Source organism: Haloferula sp. (genome assembly GCF_049672945.1).
In the GTDB taxonomy this organism is placed as follows: domain Bacteria; phylum Verrucomicrobiota; class Verrucomicrobiia; order Verrucomicrobiales; family Akkermansiaceae; genus Haloferula.
This window is the reverse complement of sequence record NZ_JBATWY010000163.1, coordinates 1-5,528: the sequence shown is the minus strand read 5'-3', so window position 1 is coordinate 5,528 and position 5,528 is coordinate 1. Positions and strand designations below refer to the sequence as shown.

General features: G+C 58.8%; 5 protein-coding genes. 1 reads left to right on the top strand and 4 read right to left on the bottom strand.

Annotation, left to right across the window (positions count from 1 at the left end; genetic code table 11):
* The 4 genes from WBG04_RS14225 to WBG04_RS14210 all read right to left on the bottom strand — a co-directional run.
* A partial coding sequence (locus WBG04_RS14225) for a PQQ-binding-like beta-propeller repeat protein (RefSeq protein ID WP_424315114.1) occupies positions 1-902 on the bottom strand: 902 nt, incomplete at its 3' end.
* A gap of 209 nt (positions 903-1,111) precedes the next feature.
* Positions 1,112-1,687 carry an efflux RND transporter permease subunit gene (locus WBG04_RS14220; RefSeq protein ID WP_424315113.1) on the bottom strand — a complete coding sequence of 192 codons (576 nt, stop codon included), beginning with the start codon at positions 1,685-1,687 and terminating at the stop codon, positions 1,112-1,114.
* 131 nt (positions 1,688-1,818) lie between these two features.
* Positions 1,819-2,091: a hypothetical protein gene (locus tag WBG04_RS14215; protein WP_424315112.1), complete on the bottom strand. Its 273-nt coding sequence runs from the start codon at positions 2,089-2,091 to the stop codon at positions 1,819-1,821.
* 140 nt (positions 2,092-2,231) lie between these two features.
* On the bottom strand, positions 2,232-2,609 hold the full coding sequence (locus WBG04_RS14210; protein WP_424315111.1) for a hypothetical protein: 378 nt from the start codon (positions 2,607-2,609) through the stop codon (positions 2,232-2,234).
* A 401-nt stretch (positions 2,610-3,010) separates the two neighbouring features.
* Between WBG04_RS14210 and WBG04_RS14205 the strand changes: the two genes are divergently transcribed.
* Positions 3,011-5,528, top strand: a 2,518-nt coding sequence (locus tag WBG04_RS14205) for a hypothetical protein (protein ID WP_424315110.1), incomplete at its 3' end; no start/stop codon positions are given.

Genomic DNA, 5,528 nt, shown 5'->3' with positions numbered 1-5,528 from the left:
TCATCGTACTCCAGCAATACACCACCGCGTTCATAGCATTCGGAAATGAAGACGCGCGACTCGTCGATAGCCAATGGTGAAGAGGCCAGCACCGACTCATACTTCCTCGATCGCCATGGGAAGCGGTCATAGACCTCGCCGGTCTCGACATCAATTGTCAGCAGGCCTCCATGAGTCGGCCTGCTCTCACCCGCTGCCAGCACCAGCGCGCAGGCCTTTCCGCGGATCGTCGCCACGACCGGCGAGGCATAGCTAGCACCCCACGTGTCCACGACCGTCCAAAGGACCTCACCACTTTTCTTGTCGAATGCCGCCACACAAACCCCGCGTCCTTCCGCCCTTCCCTTTCCTCCGACATTCACGATCAATCGGTCCTCGTAGACCACCGGTGTCGGGCCGTAGCCGAAGAAATATTGTGGAACCTTCGCTTCCTTTTGCAGGTCCCGCTTCCAGATCAGCTCCCCCTTGTCAGCACTCAGACAGTGCAGCTGTGCCGTCACTCCCGCGACATAGACCCTCCCGTCATCAACGACCGCACTGGAACGCGGCCCGGAGCTAAAGCCATAACGGTCCTGATACTCCACAGGGTAGGCATAGGTCCAGACAAGCTCTCCCGTTTCCGGCTTGCGGCATTCCACCGTCTCCTTCCGGTCTTCGTGATGAAAGTAGAACAGACGGCCGTCTGCGATCACTGGACCAGCATAGCCCTCACCCCGTTCCACTTCCCAAACCACCTTCAACCCATCCTCCGGCCACTTCTCTAGCAACGGACTTTCACGGGTCGTCGCATTCATGTGTGGCCCGAGGAAGTGCGGCCATTCCTCGACTACCGGTTCTTCCATCGCCAAACAGAAGCCGCCACACGCCAAAGCCATTAGAATCAATGAAATTTCCTCCCTCATTGCCACCACCTATCGCATCGATTGCCCGAACATCCATCGATTTGAAGAGCCGGCGAATGGCCGAGCTCGAATAGGGTCGCGATCCACCCCGGCACGGCACCGTCACCATCATCCAATGCATCCTACACGACCCAGCATGCCGTCGGCGCCATGGAAAAAGTCACTTCGAATACGGCCAGCACCGGCTGATAGGTCTTGGTATTGATTCTTCAAATCTCGAAGGCCTGCTTCCCCAGCCTTCGCTCCTGCCAGAGGCAGTAGAGCGTGGGCACGATGAACATGGTCATCAGCTCGATGAACATCCCGCCAAAGATCGGGATCGCCATCGGGACCATCAGGTCGGAGCCGCGACCGGTGGAGGTGATTACGGGAAGCAGAGCCAACAAGGTGGTGGCGGTGGTCATCAAACAAGGGCGGACGCGACGCAGTCCGGCCTCCAGCGTGGCGGCACGAACTTCTGCAATCGTGCTCGGCTTCAGCTCATCGAACTTCTGGCGCAGGTAGGTGGAAACCACGACCCCATCATCCGTGGCGATGCCAAAGAGCGCGAGGAAACCCACCCAAACGGCGGTCGAAAGATTGATCGGGCCGACGTTGAACAGCTGGCCAACATTGTGGCCGAAGATCTCGAAATCAAGGAAGCCCGGTTGGCCGTAGAGCCAGAGCATCAGAAACCCCCCGGACCAGGCGACCATCACCCCGGAAAAAATAATGCCGGTATTGATCACCGAACGGCTGTCCAGATAGAGCAGTATGAAAATCGCCCCGAGACAGATCGGCAACATGAACACCAAGGCGCGATCCTGGGGTGTCTATTGTGAAAGCCGGGCCGCACGATGCCGCGCCGCCTTCAGTGAAGGATGAAGCTATGGCCACAAGCGGCACGGATCAACCGATGCCTCCTGTAGCCTGAGGATTATTTGTCTTCGAGCTTGCTCAAGAACTTCGCCGGGGCCTTCCTGAACTTCGGTTCGCAGCTGTCACAGCAGAATTTGATCTGCTGGCCTTCGTGAGTGATCACCACGGGATCGCCCATTGAGCCGAGCTTCTCGCCGGAGACGACGCAGATATCGAGCGGGTAGGGCTTTGCAGCGAGCGCTTCCGCAGACGCATCGGTCGTTGTCGTTTCCTGCGGTTTGCAGGCGCTGAAGAGCAGGGCGAAAGAGCTAAGAATAAGAGTAGTTTTCATGATAAATCGTTGTTTTTGAGTGGTTTGTAAAAGGAATGCCAGAGGACCACCAAGGTGGTTGGGCACGAATCTGCGAACATCAGCACGCAGTCATTCCGTACGTCCGAAAGGGACGCCGGAGGGTCAGATCGAGCGTGGCTTCAAATAAGCCAGCGGGAATACCAAGCCAGTCGCAGCCTCGGCGGATCGCAGCCGGAATGTGACATGCCAGCCATCGGCTCGCTCTGCAACAAGGGCTGGCTCAGGTATCCAAGATCCTGAACAGTCGGCACCATCGCCGCGACCTGGTCCAAGCGAAATTCGAAAATCTTCGCCTCATCGCGTGGCTCCTTGGACTTGCAAGCGCAGGCCTGCGGCCCTTTTTCGTCTCCCTGATTTTCACCACCAGCACAGCAGGCCTGCCGCGCTGGAGCATCCGCCGCCTCAAGCGAGCAGCAGCAAAGCGGAACGGCGACCAGAAAGGCCAGCAGCAGCGCAGTAATGGATCGGAAAGGAGTCAACTGAGGTAAGAGTGTCACTTCACAAGAAAATTCCCAGTGGTTTCGATGGATTGGTGCCTTGATGGAGTTGTTTTATCCCACCATCTGGCTTGCCAGTGCTTCCCGTCATCAGTCTCGGAAAGCATAATATGCGGAGTCCTGAGGAGCCCGTGATGAGCATGGATCTCCGACCGAGCGTAGGGATAAAATAGGATGAAAACGTGTCTGCCTCGCGGTCTGCGGGCAGCAGCAACAAGACCGACCCTGGGACTTGTCGCTTCCCCCGCTCCGGGGTTTCGAGCCGCTCGGCTGGCTTCGACAACCCGCCCGGGAGAACAAGTTGGATACCCGAAAATCCTTGGCCGTTCCGCGACCCCTTTCTGGTCAGCGTTGAGCCCCGTTCCGGCCTCCTCTCTCCACGATTCCACCCATTATGAACCATGAAAACGTCAAACCACCCCCACACTCGTTCTCTCAGCTCCCCATGGTCCGCGATCCGAGCCATTCGGTCCCTGCTGATCACCCTCGCCGTTTCCGGATCGGTTGGCGCGAGTCCTTATCCTTTCGTTGACGATTTTGAATCCGGTAGCTCTTCCTGGTCGATGAACGGGCTGTGGAGCGTCAGCACCGAACGCCACGCCTCACCCACTCACGCCCTGACCGATTCCCACGGCAGCTATTACTTCAATAGTAGCAATGCCTCCACAAGCATGGTCGATGATGTCGACCTCAGCGGTGCCGTCCGGCCCACGCTTTCATTCCAGCACAGCTACTCGCTCGAGCAATACTACGACTTTGGCTTCGTCGAAGTCTCCACGGACGGTGGACTCGTTTGGGAGAATCCACCGCTGGCCTCCTTCACGGGCGATCAGATGGCGATGGAGAAAATACAAATCGACCTCTCGAACTATGCCGGTGAGTCCACCCTGCGGCTACGCTTCCGTCTCTTCACCGACAGCACGGTCGTTCGCGATGGCTGGACGATCGACGATGTCGTCATCGGCGAAGCTCCGGCTCCCATCACCTTGAACGCTCCTTCGGGAGCGGACATCGGGCGCAATCACATCGATCTCAGCTGGGGCGCTTCCAGCGATCCGAACTTTGCCGCCTATGTGATCGTCCGTTCGCTTCAGCCGGACACGCCGTGGCAGGATGCTGCCGAATTGATCCGCATCACAGACCCCAACCAAGTGACCTGGACTGATCCAGCCATCAGCCCCAAGACCCACTACCACTACTTCATCCTCGTCGAAAACACGCTCGGCCTGCGCACACCAAGCAACATGGCAAGTGCCCTCACCCTTCCCGGGATGGACTATCCGTTCATCGACAATGGCGAAGGTGGACCCGCCACCTGGGTGGCCGATGCGCCATGGGCCCTGAGTGAGGAAGACGCATCCTCTGCCACCCACGCCTGGTCCGACTCCCCCGGTGCGGACCATGCCAACAGCCTGCCCGGTCAGTCCCTCACCCTTTCCGCTCCGGTCGACCTCAGCGCCGCCACCTCACCCAGCCTGTCATTTCTTCACAAATACGCCCTCGGCAGCGGCGACAGCGCCCAAGTCGAAATATCAACCAACGGAGGCACCTCGTGGAGCACCCTCGCCACATATACCGGAGCCTCTGCCGGTGACCAATGGCTGCCCGTCGGCTTGTCGCTGACCTCCTACAAGGAACCCGCGGTGCTCGTCCGCTTTCGTCTGACCACCAACGCCTCGGATGTGGCGGATGGGTGGCACCTTGACGACATCTCCATCGCCGAATCACCGGACGCCATCAATACCCCGCTCGCCAGCCAGATCGCATCGTCATCTGTTCGTATCAGTTGGACTGCAAGCAACCACCCCCAAGTCGTTCGATACCTGGTCACGCGCTCCGCCACCACCGGTGTCGGACTTCAATCGACCATCGCCGGCGAAGTGGCCGCAGGCAGCCCCATGACCTTCGTCGACATGGGCCTATCCTTAAATACCGACTACTTCTACCGCGTCTTCGCCGTCACGAGCTACCAAGCCTACTCGGCGCCATCGCCACTTGAGCTATCCGTTCACACGCTCAGCAATCCGGCACCGTGGATGGAAGACTTTGAAAATCCGCTCGCAAACTGGGTGGTCGGTGCCAGTGCCGGTGCCAGCACATGGGCTGCCAGCGACGAAGATGCCCAAAGTGGCAGCCGATCTCTGTCTGACTCACCCGCTTCATCCTATCTCCCCGATCAGAACACCTGGATCGAAACCTCAGTTGATCTGAGCGATACCGAGTGGCCTGTTCTGACATTCTGGGACAAGCTCGAACTCGGTACCGGTGACTGGGTGCGTCTCGAAATCTCCGCCACGGGCTATCCGAGCATCAACGTCTACGGCATTTACGAAGGCGATCACGCCGACTGGCGCCAGCAACGCATCGACCTCGCTCGTTGGGTTGGCTCGCAAGCCGTGAAGCTCCGCTTCCGAGTCGTTTCCAACAGTGATGCATCACTCGGCGAAGGGTGGAAGCTGGATTCCCTTTCCATCTCGGAAAACCCCGACCGCAACACCCCGCTCACCCTGCCTCTGGAAGAGGACTTCGAAGGCGACATCCAAAACCGGTGGATCGCCGCCAGCTGGCACAGCGACACCGATGCCAGCGCCATCGACGGCACCAACTCCGCCCGCAGCATCGACGGCCTGCGCATGGTCACCGAGTCCGAGCACAACATGGTCCTCGACCAAGCGCTCGTCCTCGCTCCCGGATCAAAAGTCCAGGCCACCTTCTGGATCCGCGGTGAACTCAGCAACTACGGCTATTTCAGACTCCATTACTCGATCAACAACGGCGTCTCGTGGACCGAACTCAACACCGTCAACCGCAACAACGGCTACAATTCCCCGAACTACGAACGCCTCCAGGCCGACCTCTCCAGCCTTGCCGGCAAGACCGTCAGACTGCGCTTCCACACCAGTGCTTCAAGCTACCCCA